The organism is Tistrella arctica, from assembly GCF_039630945.1.
Classification (GTDB): Bacteria; Pseudomonadota; Alphaproteobacteria; order Tistrellales; family Tistrellaceae; genus Tistrella; species Tistrella bauzanensis.
On sequence record NZ_JBBKTV010000004.1, the window covers coordinates 355,006 to 373,502 of the forward strand.

General features: G+C 66.7%; 16 protein-coding genes. 10 read left to right on the forward strand and 6 right to left on the reverse strand.

The annotated features are described in order from the left end of the window. Positions 1 to 34 precede the first annotated feature (34 nt). Positions 35 to 1,204, forward strand: coding sequence for a helix-turn-helix domain-containing protein (locus tag WG924_RS11095; RefSeq protein WP_345933089.1), 1,170 nt, complete (start codon positions 35 to 37; stop codon positions 1,202 to 1,204). A gap of 148 nt (positions 1,205 to 1,352) precedes the next feature. Further along, the gene (locus tag WG924_RS11100; protein ID WP_345933090.1) at positions 1,353 to 1,691 is read left to right on the forward strand and encodes a hypothetical protein; all 339 of its coding nucleotides are present in this window, start codon (positions 1,353 to 1,355) and stop codon (positions 1,689 to 1,691) included. 75 nt (positions 1,692 to 1,766) lie between these two features. On the opposite strand, the gene WG924_RS11105 is transcribed toward WG924_RS11100, so the two are convergent. The 4 genes from WG924_RS11105 to WG924_RS11120 form a co-directional block, all read right to left on the reverse strand. Beyond that, a complete protein-coding gene (locus WG924_RS11105) occupies positions 1,767 to 2,330 on the reverse strand; it encodes a hypothetical protein (protein WP_345933091.1) in 564 nt (187 codons plus the stop codon). Positions 2,331 to 2,438: 108 nt separating this feature from the next. Beyond that, positions 2,439 to 2,861, reverse strand: a complete 423-nt coding sequence (locus WG924_RS11110) for a hypothetical protein (RefSeq protein ID WP_345933092.1) — start codon at positions 2,859 to 2,861, stop codon at positions 2,439 to 2,441. Between the two features lie 168 nt (positions 2,862 to 3,029). Continuing rightward, on the reverse strand, positions 3,030 to 3,932 hold the full coding sequence (locus WG924_RS11115; RefSeq protein ID WP_345933093.1) for a type VI secretion system accessory protein TagJ: 903 nt from the start codon (positions 3,930 to 3,932) through the stop codon (positions 3,030 to 3,032). Positions 3,933 to 4,164: 232 nt separating this feature from the next. Next, complete coding sequence (locus tag WG924_RS11120; protein ID WP_345933094.1) at positions 4,165 to 5,046, reverse strand: NAD(P)H-binding protein; 882 nt, start codon at positions 5,044 to 5,046, stop codon at positions 4,165 to 4,167. 164 nt (positions 5,047 to 5,210) lie between these two features. Here WG924_RS11120 and WG924_RS11125 point away from each other — a divergent pair, with 164 nt between their 5' ends. The 3 genes from WG924_RS11125 to WG924_RS11135 all read left to right on the forward strand — a co-directional run bounded on the left by WG924_RS11125 (position 5,211) and on the right by WG924_RS11135 (position 7,067). Continuing rightward, positions 5,211 to 5,843: a TetR/AcrR family transcriptional regulator gene (locus tag WG924_RS11125; RefSeq protein ID WP_345933095.1), complete on the forward strand. Its 633-nt coding sequence runs from the start codon at positions 5,211 to 5,213 to the stop codon at positions 5,841 to 5,843. A 408-nt stretch (positions 5,844 to 6,251) separates the two neighbouring features. Next, positions 6,252 to 6,785 (forward strand): hypothetical protein, encoded by a 534-nt coding sequence (locus WG924_RS11130; protein WP_345933096.1) that lies wholly within the window; start codon positions 6,252 to 6,254, stop codon positions 6,783 to 6,785. Positions 6,786 to 6,872: 87 nt separating this feature from the next. Continuing rightward, on the forward strand, positions 6,873 to 7,067 hold the full coding sequence (locus tag WG924_RS11135) for a hypothetical protein (protein WP_345933097.1): 195 nt from the start codon (positions 6,873 to 6,875) through the stop codon (positions 7,065 to 7,067). Between the two features lie 1,442 nt (positions 7,068 to 8,509). On the opposite strand, the gene WG924_RS11140 is transcribed toward WG924_RS11135, so the two are convergent. After that, a complete protein-coding gene (locus WG924_RS11140) occupies positions 8,510 to 10,009 on the reverse strand; it encodes a replication initiator protein A (RefSeq protein ID WP_345933098.1) in 1,500 nt (499 codons plus the stop codon). A 1,789-nt stretch (positions 10,010 to 11,798) separates the two neighbouring features. On the opposite strand from WG924_RS11140, the gene WG924_RS11145 reads away from it, so the two are divergent. The 3 genes from WG924_RS11145 to WG924_RS11155 all read left to right on the forward strand — a co-directional run bounded on the left by WG924_RS11145 (position 11,799) and on the right by WG924_RS11155 (position 15,475). After that, complete coding sequence (locus WG924_RS11145) at positions 11,799 to 12,056, forward strand: hypothetical protein (RefSeq protein WP_345933099.1); 258 nt, start codon at positions 11,799 to 11,801, stop codon at positions 12,054 to 12,056. A gap of 2,313 nt (positions 12,057 to 14,369) precedes the next feature. After that, positions 14,370 to 15,077 carry an AAA family ATPase gene (locus WG924_RS11150; protein ID WP_188574936.1) on the forward strand — a complete coding sequence of 236 codons (708 nt, stop codon included), beginning with the start codon at positions 14,370 to 14,372 and terminating at the stop codon, positions 15,075 to 15,077. Further along, a complete protein-coding gene (locus tag WG924_RS11155) occupies positions 15,074 to 15,475 on the forward strand; it encodes a hypothetical protein (protein WP_188574934.1) in 402 nt (133 codons plus the stop codon). Before WG924_RS11150 ends, WG924_RS11155 begins: the two co-directional genes overlap by 4 nt. Before the next feature lie 80 nt (positions 15,476 to 15,555). On the opposite strand, the gene WG924_RS11160 is transcribed toward WG924_RS11155, so the two are convergent. After that, positions 15,556 to 16,692, reverse strand: coding sequence for an acyl-CoA dehydrogenase family protein (locus WG924_RS11160; protein ID WP_372044707.1), 1,137 nt, complete (start codon positions 16,690 to 16,692; stop codon positions 15,556 to 15,558). Between the two features lie 154 nt (positions 16,693 to 16,846). Between WG924_RS11160 and WG924_RS11165 the strand changes: the two genes are divergently transcribed. Both WG924_RS11165 and WG924_RS11170 read left to right on the forward strand, forming a co-directional pair. Further along, entirely contained in the window at positions 16,847 to 17,647 is an 801-nt protein-coding gene (locus tag WG924_RS11165) for an enoyl-CoA hydratase/isomerase family protein (protein ID WP_345933101.1), read from the forward strand. Beyond that, complete coding sequence (locus WG924_RS11170; protein WP_345933102.1) at positions 17,640 to 18,425, forward strand: SDR family NAD(P)-dependent oxidoreductase; 786 nt, start codon at positions 17,640 to 17,642, stop codon at positions 18,423 to 18,425. The genes WG924_RS11165 and WG924_RS11170 overlap by 8 nt, the downstream gene beginning before the upstream one ends. Positions 18,426 to 18,497 lie beyond the last annotated feature (72 nt).

Genomic DNA, 18,497 nt, shown 5'->3' on the forward strand with positions numbered 1-18,497 from the left:
CTCTCCCGTCCCTCCGCCACCGGCCCCGCCGCCCATGACCATGCCTCCCAACCATCAACCCCCCATTGCCACCACGGTGACCGTGCAGCGCTTCGGCCCCGTGGCACCCGACATGCCCGCCGACGCCGACGTCTCAGATGCGCCCGATATCTCAGATGCGCCCGACGCCGTCGATGCAACCGACGCCTTCGATGGCTGGCGCTCTGCCCTGACCGGCGTGTTCGATGTCAGCCTGGAGCCGCGCGCGGCGCAGGATTTCCGGGCGCGCATCATCGCCCATGATTTCGGGCAGGCGGTGATGGTCGACAGCCGCGCCGGCGCCCAGCGCTTCCGCCGCGACGGTCGAACCATCGCGCGCGGCGGCCTGGATCACATCATGATCCAGCTCTATCGCCAGGGCGGATTCAGCGGCGAGGCCGAGGGCCGGGCCATGACGGTGACGCCGGCTTGCGTGAACCTGTTCGACATGTCACGGACCATGCAGTCCGATGCCGGTGCCTTCGATGCGCTGACCCTGATCGTGCCACGCATGCTGCTGATGCCGCTGCTCGACCGGCCGGAGGATCTTCACGGGCTGGTGCTGGGCGCCGACAGCGCCGCCGGCCGCATCCTGGCCGGCCATATGGAAAGCCTGTGGGCAGAAGCCGCCCGCAGCGGTCAGCCGCCGGGCGCGGCACTGATCCAGGGCACCGCCGGCCTGATCGCCGGCTGCGTCCGCGACCGCATCGCCGCCGCGCCCCTGCCCGACAGCGAGGCCGGCGCGATCATTCGTCACGGCCTGCGCGCCGGGGTGGTGTCGGCGATCCATCGCCATATCGACGCCAATCTGGCCTCGCCCGAGCTGTCGCCCCAGCAGTTGATGCGGCAGTTTCATCTGTCGCGCCCCACGCTGTACCGGCTGTTCGAAGCCTCGGGCGGGGTGATGAACGAGATCCGCAACCGCCGGCTGCGGCGCTGCTTCGCCGATATCATCGACCCGGCCCATCAGCACCGCCGGCTGGCCGATATCGCCTATGCCTGGGGGTTCAACGACGAGGCCGGCTTCAGTCGCGCCTTTCGCCGCGCCTTCGGTCTGTCGCCCCGCGATGCCCGGCGCGCGGCCAGTGACGGCCTGCCGGCCATCGGTGACGACGCATCCGAAATCGGGCCCGGCCCCCGCGATCGGGCCCTGGATCGCTGGATTCGCCACCTCAGGGCCCTCTGACCCCGCCTGTCGGATATTTTTGCTGCAAGTGCGAAGAGAAATGCATCCGGCTTCGGCAGGGCCACGCGCATTCGCTCGCGCTGGCCCCGGTAATCGAGCACACTGGGCCAAAGCAGATCAAAATGACAACCGCAACCGGTGGGGCAGAATGACCAGATTTAAAAGTGGCGGTGCCGCAGACGCGGCGCTGATGACCGGCATGATGCAATTGTGGATGGAAGCGGGGTCGGTGATCGCGATGCGCACCACCATGAGCCTGCTGCAGACGGCGCCCGATGGCGAAAACTTGCGGATGGTGACCGAAAAGCCCGCCGTTTTCCTGCGCGCACAGATTGCCGCCACCTCGGCGGCCGGTGCCTCGCTGATGCGCCGGCCCTTCGATCCGGCAGCCGCCATGGTCGCCGCCGGCCGCGCCTGGACCGGCACGGTCTCGCGCAAGACCAGCGCCAACCGCCGGCGCCTGAACAAGCACATCGCCGGGGCCTGATCCCGTCCGAAGGGGGGCTATCGCCAGGGCATCCGTCGCCAGGGCCATCCACCACCGGGGTTGATCATCCCATGATCAACCCCGCTGACCGGAACCGCCCCCGCCAGCACCCTGCCGGGTCAACGGCTGCGGGGGCTGGTCGTCAGCCATACCGCGCAACGCATCGGCGGCGCGGCCGCTGCCCGCCGCCGCCGCGCGACGCCACACGACCAGAGCCGTCGCGATATCGCCGCGCTGATGGAAATGACGGCCGGCCTGATACATGTCATCGGCCGGCAGGCTCAGGATCGCGGCCAGATCGGGCGCCATCACGGATGCGGGCCCCCTGCCCGCTTCAATCTCTGCCAGAACGTCATCGGCCAGAACGCCCTCGGCCACCGCGCCGGGCATCGGCAGCGGCATGTCCAGGCTCAAGGGCAGCGGCCCGGCCGGTTCGGCCGCCGCAGGCGGGCGCCGGTGGCTGAAGCCCAGCGCCACCAGACCAGCCAGCGCCACCGCACCCAGACCCATCAGCGCCAGCGCCCGCGGGCTCCAGCCATCGACGGCACAGGACCGGTCCGGCTGCGCGTCACGGCCAGGGCCGCCTGCCGCATCGGCACGCGGTAACGGATGAGGAGTTGAGGGCGGCGTGTCGGCCATCGGATGGCTCCAGAGACTGGGACGCCGGGTCAGGGCGCATGGGAGATGCAGACATGTCCGCCCCCTGCCTGCCCGCCAGCACGCGCCCCGGTCAGGATCGCTCTTCGGTCACAGCCCCACCGTGGCGGTGTCGCCATGGCCGGCCAGCTCCCGCGGCGGCGGGTCGCGAAACGGCTCGGGATCGCGATAAGGGGGCGGCATGTCGTCCGGATCCGGATCGGGAATGCTCTCAGGGTCGCGGATCGGCACCGGATCATGCAGCGGATCGGGATCCGGGTCTTCGACCGGCACCGGGTCGGGATCGCGTGGCGGCACCGGTGGCGCCTTGGGCGGACCGGGCGGGCGCTCCGGTATTCCCGGGCCGCCGGGCGGCACCGGCGGTGGCGCGGGCGGATCGGCCGGATCGCGTTCAGGCCCGGCCGATTGCCCGGCTCGGGCAGGCCCGCTGGCCTGTCCGTCATATGCGGCGTCACCGTCATAGGCGGGCGGCCGGACGCGGTGGCGGCATGCCTCTTCGGTCACGGGCTGCATCCTGAAGCTCCTCGTTGCGGCAGGGCGCTGCATCCAGAGCGGATCCGGCTCAGTTGAACGTCAGGCGCCCGACGCTTGTCCAGCCCACCATATCCCGATGGCCGGTCACATCCAGTGGCATAAGAGTGGCCAGGATGAGGCCAGGCCGCCCGCCGGTCACGCGGCCGGTCATAAGATGGCGCGTCTGCCGTCGCCATCACCGCCGCCGCCGGGCCCGTGAACCTCCACGATCTCGGACACCGCGACCAGGTCCTCATCGGCCAGGAAACAGCGCTGCCCCAGCCCGACCACCGGCCCACGGCCGGGCAGTCCGCTGGTGATCCAGTCGGTGCGCCGGCCCAGCTTGGCTGCGTCGTCATCGATCTCGGCAGTGCCGGCATAGATGGCCGGCATGAACAGCGCCCCCTCGGGAAGCGCGTCGACCTCCAGCACCACCGGGCGCCAGATGGCGTCGATGAACCGCCGCGGGCGCCGGAAATGCAGGCATCGGACCTGCTCCATCGGCACCCATAACAGCAGCCCGCCATCGGTGATGATCTCGAACACGCCCAGGCTGAGGTCGCAGGCATCCCGCAGGTCGGTCACATCCTGGCCATCGATGGTCATGGCCACGTGAGGCCGCAGGCTGCGGGCCTCGGCCGCCAGGGTCGCCGCCTCGACCGCGGCACCCTCGGCCAGGGCCTCATGCATTTCGATGGTCTTCTCGACATGATCGGGCGGTGGCGACAGAAAGCCCGGCCGGACCCCGCCGGTCGCCATCGACAGCCGCAATTGCTCGGCCTCGATCAGCCGGATCAGTTCGGTGGCGGCCGACACCTCGGCGGCGGCATCGCCCGGGGCGTCCAGCACGGTCTCCAGATGGCGGCGGGCATCGCCGAAGGCACCGTCGACGATCAGCAATTCCGCCAGCAGCAGCCGGGCGCCGACATCGTCGGGGCGGCTCCAGACCCGATGGGCCTGGGCGCTCAATGCAGCGCCCAGATGGCCGGCCTCGATCAGATTGATGGCGCCATGAACGTCGACCTGCCGACGCTGGCCCCTCGGTCTCCCGTTATGGGTTGATGTCGCCATACAGGCGGTTCCTTGTTGTGGCTGCTACCACGGCGTCCCCTGTCGTCCGGACGCCCCGTAACGGCGCCGGCCGGTCAGATGCCCGGCAATACGGCTCTGAATGAGCCCGCCATCGGGAATGGGGCTAGCCCTCAAACCGGCGAGACGCCATAGCGTTGCATCGACCTTACAACATCCGTCAGATGATGCCACGCCTGACGCCTGACGCCAGACGCCGACGCCGGATCGCAGCCTACCCGAATGCGCCGGCCCCGGCCGCCTCGCGGGCGAAGTCGGCAAAGTCCCGCGGCGGGCGGCCCGTCACCTGCAGAACCGTGTCGGTGACCCTGGCATTGCGGCCATCGAACAGGGTCGAGAACAACTCAGCCATCAGATCCTGAAGCGGTGCCGGAACCCCGGCCTCGGCCAATCCGGCGAGGAAATCAGCCAGCGGTATTGTGGTATAGACGATCGGCCGGCGGGTTGCCCGGGCGATCTCGGCCGTGGCATCGGCAAAGCTCAACAGGCGCGGGCCGGTCAGTTCATGAATGCGGCCGATATGGCGCCGGCGGCCGGGATCGACATCCGGGCCAACATCGAGATCGACATCGGTCAATGCCCTGACCGCCACATCGGCGATGTCGCGGGCATCGATGAACGGCTCGGGCATGTCGCCCACCGGCAGCGCCAGATGGCCAACGGCGATGCCGTCCCGCATCAGGCTTTCGGTGAAATTCTGGTTGAACCAGCTTGCGCGGATCACCGTCCAGTCCGCCCCCGAAGCGGCCAGCGCCCGTTCCGCCGCCGCCGCCGCCGGCTCCCCCCGACCCGACAGCAGCACCAGCCGCCGCACCCCCTGATCCATTGCCAGCGCCGCAAAGGCCGCGATGTCATCCACGGCACCAGCCGCCACCAGATCCGGTGCATAGGCGATATAGGCGGCGCGGCATCCGGCGAGAGCCGCCGCCCAGCCATCGCGGTCGGCCCAGTCGAAGGCCGGGCTGGTGTTGCGCGTGGCGATGCGCACCGCCTGACCGCGCGCCATCAATCCCGCCGCCACCCGCCGGCCGGTCTTGCCGGTGCCGCCCAGAACCAGCACCGGGCGCGCATCATCCGCCTGATCGATCGATGTCATGGCCGTTTCCTCCCCTGTATAAACATGAGATATCCTCATATTTGTAAATGTGAGGGTTTCTCGTATTATCAGTCAAGCGGAATGTCGCAGACCCGATCGTCGGGGCGCGGACAGCCACCATGCCGTCAAACACAGGGAACCACCGGATGACGAAGACCAAACCAATGACCGACGACGACATACCGGCCGAGGCCCCTGGCGCGGCGCGGCGCCAGCCCAGCCAGCAGCGCAGCCGCGAGCGGGTGGAACGGATGCTGGCGGCCGCGCAGCAGATTATCGCCGAGCGGGGCAGCGATGGCTTGCGCATGGCCGATGTCGCCGAGCGGGCCGGTGTCTCGATCGGATCGCTCTATCAGTTCTTTCCCGACAAGGCCGCGATCATCCGCAGCCTGGCCGAACGATGCACAAGCCAGAGCCGGGCCTGTATCGAAGACGGTCTGGCGGCGGTGACGGATGACGCTGGTCTGCGACAGGCCTTCGCAGGGCTGGTCGACGCCTATTACGCCATGTTCCTGGACGATCCGGCGATGTGCGACATCTGGTCAGGCATGCAGGCCGACAAGGGCTTGCGAGCCCTGGAGGTGGCCGAAAGCCGGATCACCGGGGCGATGCTGGGGGCGGCCATACGCCGTGTCCGGCCCGATGCCGATCCGGCCGAGACCGAACTCCGCGGCTTTCTGATCATGCATCTGGGCGAGGCGACCATGCGGCTTGCCGTTGCCGTGCCCAGGGACGAGGGCGACCGGCTGGTTGCCGCCTACAAGGCCATCGCCGACACCGCTCTTGCCCCGGGCTGACCCGTCCCGAACTGGCCAGTCACAGGCCTCACCGGTGTCGTGGCGCGCCATCGGCCGGGTTGATGGTGTTGCAGCATCGGCGGTACCAGGCATCAACCCGGCCGCCAGGTCTGCCGGCCATGGCGACGGCCAGCGCTCGCGGCCAGTCTGCATGGTCGAGGCCTCGATCGGTGTGGTCCGGCCCGTCTGCCGGCTGGTCTGATCCATCAGATCATCTCCGGATCCGGAATCCGGATCTGGAGTCTGGAAGAAGACAGGACTCTTTCCAGATGTCTCTCTGGGGGCCAGGCTGCCCTGGGAGGGGTGTCTGACAGGCTGATCTGCCCGCAGTGGACGGTCTGGGCCACGTAGCTGCGCGCGCAGATCAGCGGCCTGCGGCGGCATCGGCATCATGCCCTGATCGACCGCGTGCAGGGCCAGGGCGATGGCCGCCACCGTCTGATCGCGAAGCCCCCAGCACGGCGCCGCCCGGCCGCTTGCAACCACCAGCGCATCGAGCTGCCGCCGCCGTGCCGGATCGAGCCCGGCGATCACCACCAGGCTTTCGGCCTCGGTCTTCAGGCGTGGGGGAATGGCATCGGTTGCGGCTGTGCGGGACGGTGCCGCCATCCGGGGCGTGGCATCGGCCGGCGACAGGGGGGACAGGGTCGACAAGGCGACCGCGATCTCATAGGCCGGGCGACGCGGCTCGGCAGCCATGGCCTCGGCCAGGGCCGCCACAGCCGCGACCCCTGCCCGATCGATGGCAGCCTGGACCGCCAAGGCCGCTTTGCTGCGCTTCCATCCCGGACTTGCCGCGAGTTGCTGAACCCGGCTGATCAGCCGTTCGACCGGGTCCTGGCCGGCGTCGCGCCCGGTATCGGGCGCGATATCCTGCGCCGTGCCGATATCCTGGGCGGTGCCGGGTGTGGTGGCATCAATCTGCCGGCGTGTCGCCGCTGATGATCGCGACGGCGCCGTGCAACCCTCGGCCATCTGGCGTGCCGCCTGATCCGGGGCGCAGGCCAGCCGGTACAGCCAGCGCGGCCGATGACCGCCGGTTTCGCCGGTGCCGACCATGTCCAGCAAGCCTTCGCTGGTCAGGCGGTGGATGCGGTCATTGGCGGTTTTCGGGCTGATCCGGGCGATCTCGGCCACGTCGCGCAGGCTGGCATGGATGATGTCGCGCTCATCGGCCAGAAGCATCAATCCCGCCGCGACCGCGAGGCCATAGGCATCCGTTGACCGGTTGCGTTGCACAGCATGCAACCAGCCGGTCCGGTTCCGTGCAGGTACCGTTTGCACAGCAAAAACTCCCCATGCGGACCATATGGTCCGGGGCTTCGTTCGCAGGCAACAGGCAAAGGGATACCGTCAGCGCAGTCAGAGCGCTTGAAAGCGTTTGTCGAAACGCCTAGAATCAGACTTGTCACGGTGCTGATGAAGGCGGCTTCGGCAGTCTGTCAGTCTGAGGTTGGTCCCGTTTGCGGTGTCGCCCATAGCGGCTTCGTAAACGGGACTATCTCATGTCTGGGCCATGTCTCGATCTCCTGCCATGTCTCGATCTCCTGCATGAGAAAACCGGTGCAACTCCGGTCTGATACAAGAGAAACGCACCGCGAACCCTTGAGTCAAGACGAGTCACGGCCGCAGCCCGGGCCTGTCAACCTCCTTATTCGCCAGTTCACCTAATAGATATCGGGGTTTTGGCCCCTGCATCATTCGGGGTTTCGGCCCCCCTGCTCTTCGCTGGTATTGCAACGTTCCGTGTCGGGGGAGATGGGGCCGTCCGGGCCCTTTCCTGAGGGGCCGCTTTGTTTCAGCGGCTTGACAGGGGCGGATTTGCTGGTGATTCAGTTCGGGATGGCCATCAGCCCCTTGCGTGTGCGGGTTTTATCGGCGGGGGCCGAAACCCCGAGCCGGTTTTTCCGAGCGGGCCTTTGCGGCTGGATTGCTGCGTGACCGCCATGTCGCACGTCATATCGGGGTTTCGGCCCCGCAAAAAAAAACGTTGCCGCATACGGACCGGGCTGCCGGGCTGCATGTCTGACGCTTTGCCCGGCATGCCCGTCGTATTCCGCCGTCCGGAACCGCCGATGGTGGCGGTCGGGCCATGCTTTTGCGGGGCATTGTCGGGGTTTCGGCCCCTGATTGCGGCGATATCGGAGCATATCCACGGGGTTTCGGCCCCCGATGTCGCGGGTTCCTGACCGGATGACGGCTGCAAGAGCACGGGGTTTCGGCCCCCGGAGGGCATCGGCGTGGTGCGTGACCGCCGGCATCTATCGGGGTTTCGGCCCCCGTCTGCCTGTCTTCACCGGCGCGGCATCATGCCTGGCCGTCGCGTGAAGGCTCGGGGTTTCGGCCCCCCGAACCTGCCGCCGGCCCTGCACAGTCGCGACATCCGGTCAAGAAATCTGCTGTTGCAACAATGGGTTGCATGTGAGCACCCCTTCTGTTCCGTCCCCGGGCACAGGTCGGATCGGCGCGGTCGGCTCAGGGGCCGTGTGTGGACCTCATCCGGACGGGCATCAACCACGGGCGGTCGGCAAGGTCCGGCACAGCACGACGCCGGCATCGGCAGCCGGTCGGCCTCCATTCCAACCTCTTGAAACGACAGCGGAAGCCGTTCGGCTTGTGGCTTGTGTCCGTCGGTGTCGACAGTCGGGCCGGGGCCGTATCCGGCGCTATCGGGGTTTCGCCCCCTTGGTTGCGACGCGGTGGCTGGCCGGCTGTGGCTTGGCACGGGGTGTCGGGGTTTTGGCCCCCGTGGCGCCGCGTCGTGCGCCCGACGTGTCGGCTTTCGGCGCGGCGCTTTGTTCTGCGAGATCGGCGGTCAGGGGCTGGGCGATCGGGGCATCGGCGGTGGTGCCGGCCTTGCGTCGCGGGGCACGTGGCTTACGGGGCCGGCTGGGGCTGGCGGTTGTGGCGGTATCGGCATCAGATGCGGGGCCGGCTGTCCCGGCGACATGCGGTGCCCCATCTTCGGCTGGTCCGGCGCGCCCGCTGGTGCGTGGTGCGGGCGCGGATGATCCGCTGCCGGCCTTGCGGCGGCGTGCAGACGTGCGCGTGGTGCGGCTGGCTGGCCCCGCGCTCCCCTGGGCCGGGGGCGTTTCCGCCGCAGCGCCGTCGTCGGTGCCCGTGTCGCTGCGGGGTGCGGGACCGGCGTCGGCAGCCTCGCTGAAGCCGCCCGTCCCCGTTTCGGCCTCTGTCCTGTCGACCCCTGCCCTTTCGGCTCCAGGTTGGGGATCGGCGATCAGCGCGGGCTGGGAGGCTGCCGCCGCCTTGCGACGGCGCCCGGTGGGCTTGGTGTCGCTGTCGGGCGCCGGCAGGGCCGTTACGTCGAGATGCTCGCGGGCGATGAAATAGAGCACCTCGCCCACGCCGTTCTGGCTGCGCAGATCCAGCCAATAGCCGGGCAGGCGCTGGCGGGCGATGCTGCGGCGCAGTTCCTTGGCAAAATCGGCGTAGCGCTGGGTGCTGCCGCTGGTTTCGTGCAGGAAGCGCAGCGGCAGGGCATAGCCCTGGGTGTTGCTGGCGCTATAGCGGCGGATCAGCCGATACAGCCAGCGTTCGATGCCGCCCGACAACTGGAAGTATGACCGGTCGATGGTCAGCACCAGGCGGTCGGTGACGATGCCCTTGTACAGCCAGTCGGCGATGGTGAATTCGATGCCCAGCGAGCGGCCGTTTTCGTCCAGCGGTGCCGAATACGACTCCAGCCAGTGAAAGCCTTTCGGGTCGCGGCGCCGGCCGCTGCGGACGTTGGTGCGGATGAAGGTGGCGTTCAGCCGTTCCAGGGCCTTCAGGATCCGGCGGTATTCATCGCCGCCGGTCGGCCGGCCGATGCCGCGCAGCAATTCATACAGCGAGACGCGGATGGTCGGCGATGTCGCCTCGCCGCGATCGAGCGCTGCGCGCAGTTGGCTGGCGGCCCAGATCAGGATGTCGGCGTCCCAGATCGTGGCGATGCCGATGCTTTCCGGCGCCGTCACATTGATATGGATCTCGGTATTGCCGTCGGTTGCCCGATAGTCGATGGCCGCGCGCCGCGAGGTCGGCGTCGGTTTGGCCAGCGAGAAGAAGGGCAGTTCCATCGTGTCCTGCTGGTCATAGGTCGGGATGGTGCCCGGCAGTGCCACAAACAGGTCGATCTGAGTATCCGTTCGTTTGGTGGGTCGCTTCATCGGTCTCGCCCGGCGGCCGCGGTGGTCGCGACCTGACGCCATGTCGACTATGGCCCATCCGCCCGGTGGAACCGGTTGGGCAAGCGCTGACCGGCAGATTAGCACAGCACGAGGCGGGGGCACAGTCGGCCTGTGCGGGGCGGGATGACTGCCGCCTCGATCGGGAGCCGGCCCGTTGCTGCCGTATCAGGCGATATCAAGACAGATCACGCTGGAACGATCCTGATAAAAATTGCGCGAGGCGATGCCAGCCACCAAGGCTGACCTGACCCCGCCATATCGGCTCGGGGTCGGATATTCGGCACGCTATATCAAGGATATACCGATTATACGGCATCCTCCGGCCACTCCATTCATGCAGGTGCAATCAGGAAATAGAAAAGACATGCAATAAACAGAGTGAACCAGTTTGCTCATTGTGGGGTGGGCCGGCTGAGACGCGACAGGTTGCGGGTGCCCTGCCCTCCCTCCCCCGCCCTTCCGTTCGTCCGGCCGGTCTTGTCGGCCCGCCGCCATGTCGCTCCCCCGGCTGATGACGAGGGATTTGGTGGTTGACGGCTCGATCACTCAGCGGCCGGATCGCTGAATCCGGCGCCACGCCCACCGGCCTGAAATCACCGGCTGATGTTGGGGCCAGGCGGTGGATCATCTTCCAGATCATGCACAGCCGCCGATAGGGCGGGCTTGGCGCCCGATGCATCGTCCTGCCATGACGTGGCTGGTGGTATGAGCCGCGCCATTGCGGGCTGGGCTCGTATCGGCGCCGGACTGATGCTGTATGCGGGCGCTTTATAGAGAGGGCTGCGGCTTTCCCCGCCGGCCCCCGGCCATGGCTATGGCCGGTGATCTGGTGCGTCGACCGGCCCGGGTGCCGGATGAGGGGCTGACGGCGACAGCGACGCGCAGGGTTCCCGCGTATAATCAGCGAGAGTCCGGTCGTTCAGGCCGCGCCTTGGTGAAAATGAATCAGCTCCCCTTTCAATCAGGCGCAATCAAGAAAGAGCCAGATAAAACAATCAGTCGCGCCCCGCCCTGCGGCGGGACTGAGGCGAATGGTGCGCGCCTGCCTCCCGCGGAATGGACTATCACCCTGAGCGCTGGATTGCCCGGACCCGCAGTAAATCGACGGATGAGGGCGGTGCCGTGCATACCGTTGACAGATGAATTGTGTCACCGTGCCTGGCGGGTTGGTTGAAAAGCTGCGGGGATTAATGGCCGTCCATTTCTATCAAGCTCAATCATGAAACAGACTGATATAGCAGTCTCTGGCGGTCGGTGGTCATGCTGGGCGGCGGCGTTGGAAGTGGACGTCCGGGGGCGTCGCTGGGTGGAGAAGGGTATGACCCCGGTCGCCGGCGCCCTCCTTGACGCGGATGCATCGGCAGCCAATCCGGCCGAATGCCGGCGGCTTGGCGGGTACCTTCGGTGGATGAACTGTCGCCCTGCCCGGTGCTCGGATCGCACGGCCGCAAGACCCGAATGGCCACCGATTTCTATCAAGCGCAATCATGAACTGGCTGGTTGAAACAGGCACTGATGGCGGATGGCAGCCGCTGGCTGCAGGCGTTGGAGGTGGACGGCGAGGGCCGCTCGGCGGAAGCGGGTATGGACTCCGACCGTCGACCTGCGCCATGGCTCGTCCGCATCGGCAGCCAATCCGGCCGATGGTGGCGGCTGAATGCATGCTGGTCGGGGACGGGTCGTGTTGCCCTGCCCGGTGTTCAGGTCGGACAACCGCGAAGCTCGAATGGCCGCCAATTTCTATCAAGCGCAATCATGAACTGGCTGGTTGAAACAGGCACTGATGACGGATGGCGACGCTGGGGTCGCGGTGTTGGAGGTGGAGGGTGAGGGCCGCTCGGCGGGAATGGGGATGATTCCGACCATCGACCTGCGCCATGGCTCGTCCACATCGGCAGCCAATCCGGTCGATGGTTGCGGATTCATGCGCGCTGGCGGGGGACGGGTCATGTTGCCCTGCCCGATGTACAGCTCGGACAGCCGCGAGAGCCGAACGGCTATCGATTTCTGTCAAGCGCAATCATGAAACAGATGGATCAAACTGGTGATGGTGTCGCGCCGGGGCTTGGGCGTGGGCGGAGCCGAGGGTCTGGCTAGCCAATGAGCAGCCGGCGGCGTGGCTGGTTCTGGACGTCTCCGTTGCCGGTGGCCGGGCCGTATTTCGCCCGGTCCGTCGTGCATGGGACCCGATGCCTGGTGGCAAGACACGTTGGGGGGCAGTGTGACCTGCAATATTGGCTTTCGCAGGTCTTGAGGTGTAACTGCGGCAGCGTGCCATGGGCATCGTGCGGCGCCGACGCAACGGTGCGGTGGATGGTCTGGAAGGGGACGGGTGATTGCCGGCCCGATGTCGTCGTCGTGGCAGATTGCAATTGCCCTCAGGATCGTGTGGCGCGCGGTTGGATGGCGATTGGACCACCTGATGGTGGGCGATGAATGATGGTGCCGGGCCCCGGACCGGTGGCCGGACGGCGATGGCTCGGGCTATCGGTCGTGTGGCGCGCGTGAATGAGCCATCGATGGTTTGGGCATCGGCGGCGGGGATCGTATCGATCACCCGGTCCTTACATCAGCAGGACGAATTACGGCCGTCGGTGCCGGCATGGCCAAGGCGGGACATGCCGGAGGGAGGCGAGGGGGCAAGTTCTTGCAGGAACAATCTCGAAATAACTTGATAAGGCGGGATCATACTGTAACGACAGGTCAGCTCCGGACGCTGGTCAGCCGCCGCGGCGGGTGTTGAAAACAGCGATGGCAACTCACGTATAAAGTATTGATTATCAAACAGATATTATGGCACATGCCTGGTTCGTGACATCATGGTTATACCAGCGCTGCAGATGACGGATTGGCAGCGGCAAGGCGGTTGGTCGGCGGGTATGGTCGGTCGTGCTGTTGCGAGACTATTCCTGCAAGCGCAATCAGGAAACAGCCATATACAGCGAGATCAAATGCCAAAAGCCAGCGATGCCGCAGAACGTGTCAGGCGGTCGGCGGTCAGCGGACAGAGGGCGTGGGCCATGGGGAGGTGTGGCCTGCGAATTCGTCGCCGCATCCGGCCGCGATGCTGCAGGTAGACGCCAGCGCAGGGGAGGGGCCGGCCGCGCGACCGGCTGGCCCCGGGGCCGGGGGCAGACCAGCGCCATGCAGATGCCCGTGTGTCGAGAAGGCCGCAGATCCAGCCGGCGCCGCCAGGGTGGTGGCGGATGGCTGGTTGTGTGGCGCCCGCGCGGCAGCGGTCCCCGATCGGGCGACGTCATCGGATCGGGTGACGATGCCGGCCCCACCTATGTCGGCCGGATGATGGCGGCGGCGACGCCGGATGGGGCAGGGCGGGTGATGGCGATGCAGGGGGAGGGAGGGGATAAGGACGACACTGTGTGCGTCTGGCGCATTGGATGCAACCGGGTGCCCGGCAGGTCTGCCGGACGCCGTGGGGTCGGACTATGAGCCTGCGGCAGGCTGTGGGGCACCACGCGGCACCGGGTGACGGCCACCGGTCGATGTAACGGGGTCGGAGATGGCGCACTGCCGATGGCGGGCCGGCCGGTGCATCGATGGTGTCGTCGCAGGCGTTTGGGTCGGTGGATCGTTGGCATGGACATGCCGGCGCCGAAGGCCGCGCCTGTGGCGAGGATGCCCAGGATGGCGGGCGGGATGGGCCGAGCGGGATGGCATGGTCACCGACGCGTCTGAGCGGATGTCAGGCGGTCCCGCCTCGCCCGGAGCATTCCGGACCACGGGCAGAAGGCTCGATGGCGCATGCCATGGCGGTCCGATACCGGGCGAGGGGTGCAGCGCGCGACCGTGGGAATGACTGTCGGAACCAGGATCAGGACCGCAGATGCAGATACGACGGAGCGGGTGCGACATCATGACGGCCGGCATGCCGGTGGCCGACTCTCGCAAGATTGGATCGACCGATCTGTTGGCCAGCTTTTTGATGCAGGAAACAGCTTGAAAGATCATGCGCAATACAGATCAAACAGGATCATGTGTGATAGGCGCCAGCTTACAGGCGGCGCCCGGTTCCCTCACCCCGCTGAAACTCTGAAGAAAGTGCCAATGCGCAGCGATAAATGCCAGATAAAAACAGATCAATCAGGAAACAGCAGGCGGAAGCTGGTTGCCGCTTGTTCATGCGGCCCGGTGCGGTATCATGCAGCCGGCAGGTCGTGGCGGCGATGGCGCGACCGCACCCGGCGCCGCCCCTGCCGCGGCAACCGGTGTGGCCGCATGATGCGGGCCGGCCGGCCAGCGCCTGAGCGGGGCTGTGCCAGAGTCGGGCGGCCCGTGCCTGGGTCGGGCCGTGCATAACCAGATCGAGGGATCCCCAAAGATGGCGATCATCGCGTTCGCAAACCCCAAAGGTGGCGCCGGCAAGACCACGTCGGCGCTGGTTCTGGGCACGCAACTGGCGGCGAAGACGCGGGTGGCGGTGATCGACGCCGACCCCAATCACCCGATCACCGATTGGGCCAAGCTGCCGGGCAAACCCGACACCCTGACCGTGCTGGGCGATATCGGCGAACACAATGTGGTCGAGGTGATCGATGCCGCCGCCGAGGACCATGCCTTCGTTCTGGTCGATCTGGAAGGCACCGCTTCGACCGTGGTCGCCTATGCCATCGGCCGCGCCGACCTGGTGATCATTCCGCTTCAGGCCAAGCAGCTCGACGGCAAACAGGCGGTGCGGGCCATACAGTTGGTCAAGCGCCAGGAAAAGGCCTTCCGCCGCCGCATCCCGCATACCGTGCTGCTCACCCGCACCAGCGCTGCCATCCGCTCGCGGGGCTTGCGCGCCATACTTGAGGATCTGCAGGCCGCCGAGGTCAACGTTCTGGGCGTGGAGTTGATCGAGCGCGGCGCCTTCGATGCCTTCCTCGCCTATGGCGGCACGCTCGACCAGCTCGACCGCAAGGAGGTCTCGGGCGTCGACAAGGCGATCGAGAATGCCCGCGCCTATGCTGCCGCCGTGGTGCAGCTTCTGCGCGACAATGAACGTGCTGATCAAGACCATGCCGCACAAGGAGGGCAGGCCCGGTGACCGAACGCAAACGTCCGCGTCTGTTCAGTGACGACGATGCCACGACGCCTGAGACCGCCGGCGCCGATCCGCTGCGGGATCTGAGCGACTTCCGCCCCGGCCGCCGCCATGCCGACGACCCGCGCGCCACCCGCGATCTGGTGCGCCCGGTGGCCGAGGAATCGGGCTTCCGCAGCCGCGACCCGCGCAACTGGGCCGACGACACCCCGCGCCCGCGCGGCCGCCCGCCCGGCCCGCCGACCGTGGCGGTCAGCCTGCGGGTGAATGTCCGCACGGCGGCCCTGCTCGACCAGATCGCCGCCGACCGCGAATGGACCAAGACCCGCACCTTCGAACGCGCGGTCGCGGCCCTGGAACGTCTGCTGGCCGAAGGCGTGGACCCGAAGACGCTGGGCTGAGGCGATGACGGGGCAGGGCGCCTGCGGCGGCAGACGCCAAGCACCGGGCGGTCTGACGAATTGACCGCCCGGTTCGCCGTTCACAGGCTTCGGGCGATGATCATCCGCATGATTTCGTTGGCGCCACCATAGATGCGCTGGGCGCGCGCATCGGTATAGGCCCTCGCCACCGGGTATTCAGACATGTAGCCGTATCCGCCGAAGAATTGCAGGCAGGTGTCGATGACGCGGGACTGCATCTCGCTCAGCCACATCTTGGCGGCGGCCGCCTCCGCATCGGTCAGTCGGCCCTCCAGGCGCCTGGTTATGCAACGGTCGACATAAGCCTCGCCGACCATGATCTCGGCCCGACACTCGGCCAGCTTGAACTGGGTGTTCTGGAACGTCATCAGGGGGTTGCCGAAAACCTGCCGGTCGCGGGCGTATCGCACCGTGTCGGCCAGAACGCCTTTGGCCCAGCCGATCGCGCTGACGGCGACGGCCAGCCTTTCCTGCGCCAGTTGCCGCATCAGATAGCTGAAGCCCTGATTCTCGTCTCCGATAAGGTTCGATGCCGGAACCCTGACCTCGTCGAAGAACAGTTCGACGGTATCCTGAGCTTTCTGTCCCATCTTTTCCAGAATCTGTCCGCACCGGAACCCCGGGGTCGTCGTCTCCACCACAATGAGCGAAACGCCGTGAGCACCCTTCTCTGGCGCGGTCTTGGCGACGACGATGACCAGATCGGCGAGATAGCCGTTGGTGATGAAGGTCTTGGCCCCATTGATGATGAAATCGCAGCCGTCGCGGCGGGCATGGGTTCTGATCGCTTTCAGATCGCTGCCGGCGCCGGGCTCGGTCATCGCGATGGCGGCAATCGCATCGCCCGAGGCCATCCGGGGCAGCCAGCGCCGCTTGAGTGCCTCGCTGCCAAATTCGAGAATATAGGGCGCAATAATATCAGAATGCGTGTAGAAGCCGGGCGCCGAGTATCCCTGCCGCATCTGCTCTTCGATGATGACGCTGGCTGTCAGGAAGTCACCGCCGGGTCCGCCATATTCTTCCGGCACCGTTGAGCAAAGCAAACCCAGAGATCCGGCCTTACGCCAGACCTCTCTATCAACATAGCCTCGCTTTTCCCAGGCCGTATAGTTCGGAGCGACCTCGCTCTCGAAGAAGCGCTGCACGGAGTAGCGTAGAGCATCATGCTCCGGCCCATAGTTCGCACGGTCTGCCAGCATGTCATGCCTCCTGTTTCTTATACGGCTTTAAGGCTTGATGGCTTCGGTTGTCAAGAAAAATGAACTATGGTTCGCGGTTCACATTTATTGACGCGGCCGGCACAGGCGCTATGGTGACAGCTCTCCCCCCCGGACATGAGGAGATCGGGCGATGTACAAGGCGATTGAATGGCGCCAGGACGGACGCACCCTCTATTTGACGATGAACAGGCCCGAGAGCCTGAATGCCGTGGATGCCGCCCTTCACACCGAGCTTGCGCAGGTGTTCACGGATGCGGCCCGGGACGAGGCGTCCGACGTCATCGTTCTGACCGGCGCGGGGCGGGCCTTCTGCGCCGGCGGAGATCTTGCCTGGCAGCAGCAGGCCGCCGACGACCCTGACTCCTTCGAACAGACAGCGGTCGAGGCGAAACAGATCATCTTTTCGATACTCGACTGCGAAAAGCCGATCATTGCCAAGGTGAACGGCCCGGCGGTCGGGTTGGGATGCACCATGGCGCTGTTCTGCGACGTGATCTTCGCCAACGAAGACACGTTTCTGTCCGATCCGCACGTGTCGGTCGGCATGGTCGCGGGCGATGGCGGGGCGGTCATCTGGCCGCAACTGATCGGCTATGCGCGCGCCAAGGAATATCTGATGACCGGCGATCGGATTCCGGCGCGGAAAGCCGCCGAGATGGGGTTGATCAACCATGCGGTTCCCGCCGCGGAGCTGGATGTGGCGGTCTCGGATTTCGCGCGGCGCCTGGAGGCGTCTGCGATCAAGGCCGTGCGGTGGTCGAAGGTCAGCGTCAATATCGGGCTGAAGCAACTGGCGCACACGATCATGGATACCTCGATCGCCTATGAAGCGCTGACCAATGTGAGCGCCGATCACCGGGAGGCACTGGCGGCGCTGCGCGAAAAACGCGCGCCGGTTTTCGGCGCGCGGAGGGGGAAGACCCATGGCTGACAATGTGATCGACCTGTCGCAGAAGGTCGCGCTGGTGACCGGCGGCGCCAACGGCATCGGCCGTGCCATCTGTATCAGGCTGGCGGCCTGCGGCGCGCGCGTCGCGGTGTGCGACCTGTCGCCGGGCGATGCCGAACGGACCGCCGGAGAGATCGGCGAGGGCGCGCGCGCCTTCGCCCTCGATGTCGGCCAGGAAGCCAGTTGCGCCGCCTGCGTCGATGCCGTCGCCGGGGCGATGGGCGAGATCGACATCCTGGTGAACAATGCCGGCATTGCCGAGCCCGTCGTCGGCACGCTGAAGCAGACGTCCACAGACTGGCAGCGGGTCATGGACGTCAATCTCAGGGGCGTCTTTCTGATGTCCCAAGGTGTCGCCCGCCGCATGGTCGCGGCCGGCCGCCCCGGCGCCATCGTCAACCTGTCCTCGATCACCGGTCTGATGGCGCATCGCGCGTCCAACGGATATGGCGTCTCGAAAGCCGGGGTGGTCATGATGACCAAGACCATGGCCGCGGATTTTGCCAGACGCGGCATCCGGGTGAATGCCATCGCGCCGGGGGTGATCCGAACCGCTCTGTCAAAAGACCTCGTCGAGGGCGGCAAGGTCGCGCGGGCGGCATTCCTGAACCGCATCCCGATGGGCGATTTCGGCGATCCCGACGACATCGCGCGCGTCGCGGCCTTTCTCGCCTCGGACTGGGCCTCCTACATCACCGGCGCCACGCTGCCGGTGGACGGAGGCTGGTGCGCATTCGGCGGTCCGTCCAGCGGCGCATGACCGCATGGCGGCGGTGATTTCCGCCGGCGACCATCCTGCCCGCAGCGCACGAAAGCAGTTTTTTGATGGCGC